At 34.9% G+C, this 2,306-nt stretch carries 3 protein-coding genes; all 3 read left to right on the forward strand.

Annotated elements, in window-relative coordinates; genetic code table 11:
• Positions 1-83: 83 nt before the first annotated feature.
• The 3 genes from DB41_RS03430 to DB41_RS12815 all read left to right on the forward strand — a co-directional run bounded on the left by DB41_RS03430 (position 84) and on the right by DB41_RS12815 (position 2,114).
• Positions 84-965 (forward strand): hypothetical protein, encoded by an 882-nt coding sequence (locus DB41_RS03430; protein WP_039384325.1) that lies wholly within the window; start codon positions 84-86, stop codon positions 963-965.
• Positions 883-1,458: a hypothetical protein gene (locus tag DB41_RS03435; protein WP_238578415.1), complete on the forward strand. Its 576-nt coding sequence runs from the start codon at positions 883-885 to the stop codon at positions 1,456-1,458. The genes DB41_RS03430 and DB41_RS03435 overlap by 83 nt, the downstream gene beginning before the upstream one ends.
• A 215-nt stretch (positions 1,459-1,673) precedes the next feature.
• A complete protein-coding gene (locus tag DB41_RS12815; RefSeq protein WP_080502379.1) occupies positions 1,674-2,114 on the forward strand; it encodes a transposase in 441 nt (146 codons plus the stop codon).
• Positions 2,115-2,306 lie beyond the last annotated feature (192 nt).

The raw sequence follows: 2,306 nt of genomic DNA on the forward strand, positions 1-2,306 counted from the left end.
GAACTGTTACGATTTATTCTAGATTTTAAAGGATAAATTTGATATAAGATACTTAATCTATTTATCTAATAAAGGGGAAGGGCATGCAAATAAGCACATTAGCTAAACTATACATTTTTATTGATAGGCATGCAGATTATGTTCCCTTAGCAAGCACTGTAACAAGTTTAATAGACATTTTTCAAAAAGTGGCTATTCAGACTTTCAAACCCATAGAAAATCCATCAAGCCACTATTACTACAGCTATTTAAATAAAAAAAGCTTTAAACGCTGTATCATCTTATTAATTCCTGTATTAGGAAACATAGTTGTAACAATTCTAGATTGTGTTCAACAAAGATGCAAGGACCCTAGCTATGAGAGGCGAAACTCTCATAAAAACAGTATGCATGCTAAAAATAGCAGCACCAAAAATTGCCAAAAGATAAAGAATAAAAACCTTACATCCTTACCTATAAATTCCGCTAAAGAAACAGTGTTATTCTCTAACCAAATCCCGGCCCCAGTAATAAGTAAGTTAGCCGATCAATTAGAGATGTTTGTAGATAATGAAGGGATTCTTGACAGTAACTATTGTCATCAACAAACATGCGATAAACTGAACCGCATTTTTGATAAGCAGCTTCATAAAATCAGAGAGTTAGAAAAAGAAGCTTATAGTATTTTAAAAACATCTAATGATAGTGAACAATATTCTTTATGCCTATCTTCCGCAGAGAAGGAAGTAGAAAGTATAAAAAATATTATAAGCGCCCTTTATAGAAAAAAAGCATCTAACACAACCCATCATAAAGAGCTTAAAAAAAACAGAAAAAGCCCTTCAGAATATGCGTGCATGTATTCCTCTAGGAAAAAGTATGGTCTTAAGAAAAGATGTGGAAATGATGCAGAGTATAAGTACTATTCCTCTCCAACAAACTTATTTTTCTTCAACCTACGGAACTTTCCACGAACCACAAATTAGCCTAGCAGGCTTATTAGGTTGGTTCCAAAAATATATAGATGAAGCTTATGAAGGAGTTAGTGTAGGACGAAAAGTGGATCAGATATATGGTCACAGATTAGAAACTATGTTCACAATCGTAGGACTGAAAAAGGAAAAACATGAGAAAAGTAATGAATATCATTCTTCTTGTTTTTTTGTAGATAAGGGACGGCTTAAACAAAACAAAGAGGATTCATGCCGGGAAAATGTCTTAACACAAACTAATTCCATTTGCTCTCCTCTAAAATGGGAGAAGAGACAGGAGAAAAATATGCCTTCCGAACCAAAAAGAGAATTGCGACAAAAAATTTTAGAAGAGATAAAGGAAAAATTGGCTTTAATGATGTCCCGATGGAATTATTCACATTATGAAGTAGGCACTTCCGAGACTCTCATTGCTAAATACAGAATTTCTCCAAACTTAGCAAAGAAAGCTGACTATATTATTCTTTTTCATAAGAAAGCAATATAAGGTATATTACCATCTTTGCTGATGTGTACCATGCTTTTTAAGTTTCTGATAGAAAAGCTATTTGGTGATAAGAGGTATACGTGGTCTTCCTTTCTAAGAAAGAAGAAAAGAATGCCGATGGGAAGAAAAGAAGAGCCGTCGGCCGCCATAGTCGATAGTCAGAGCGTAAAAACCACTCGTGGGAGGGGGCTAAAAGGTTATGATGGAGGAAAAAAATCAAAGGAAGGAAAAGGCATATTTCAGTAGATACTCAAGGTTTTTTACTAGATTGTCATATAACAGCCGCCAATCTATCTGATAAAGAAGGCTTAAGAAAGATCCTTGATCACAATCACTGGGAATCAGCAGAAAAAGTATGGATAGATCAAGGCTATCAAGGAGAAGAGATTAAAAGCCCTGGGCTAAAATATGGTAAAGAAATTGAAGTAGTAAAAAGACCGCCGAGCAGAATACGTCTCTATGATGAAAACTGGAATGCCGTTTACATTCCTTTACAAAGAGAATTTAGTATTTTACCAAAAAGGTGGATAGTAGAGAGAACTTTAGCATGGATAAACAAATGCCGGAGATTGTCAAAGGATTATGAATATTTACCTACAACTTCACAAGCTATGATTTACACTTCAATGTCTAGGCTTATGTTAAGGAGAGAATAGGCTTCGGGACACCTTCTAATACTACAGTGGTAAATGTAAACATAGCTTTCTTTGCCTTTGATAATGGTAGTAACAAGCACTCGCTTGATGCTTACGACGCCAATTAGACCATTCTAACCAATAGCTCCAGCATTGCTTGATAGAGGTATGTGCATATATCACTAAACGCCTAGCTTCTTGTAAGGTATATCT

Origin of the sequence: Neochlamydia sp. TUME1, from assembly GCF_000813645.1 — a bacterium.
In the GTDB taxonomy this organism is placed as follows: Bacteria; Chlamydiota; Chlamydiia; order Chlamydiales; family Parachlamydiaceae; genus Neochlamydia.

Excerpts from the sequence above, each read along its gene's own strand:
- DB41_RS03430 (WP_039384325.1), top strand. The coding sequence starts at position 84 with ATGCAAATAAGCACATTAGCTAAACTATACATTTTTATTGATAGGCAT.
- DB41_RS03435 (WP_238578415.1), top strand. The coding sequence starts at position 883 with ATGATGCAGAGTATAAGTACTATTCCTCTCCAACAAACTTATTTTTCT.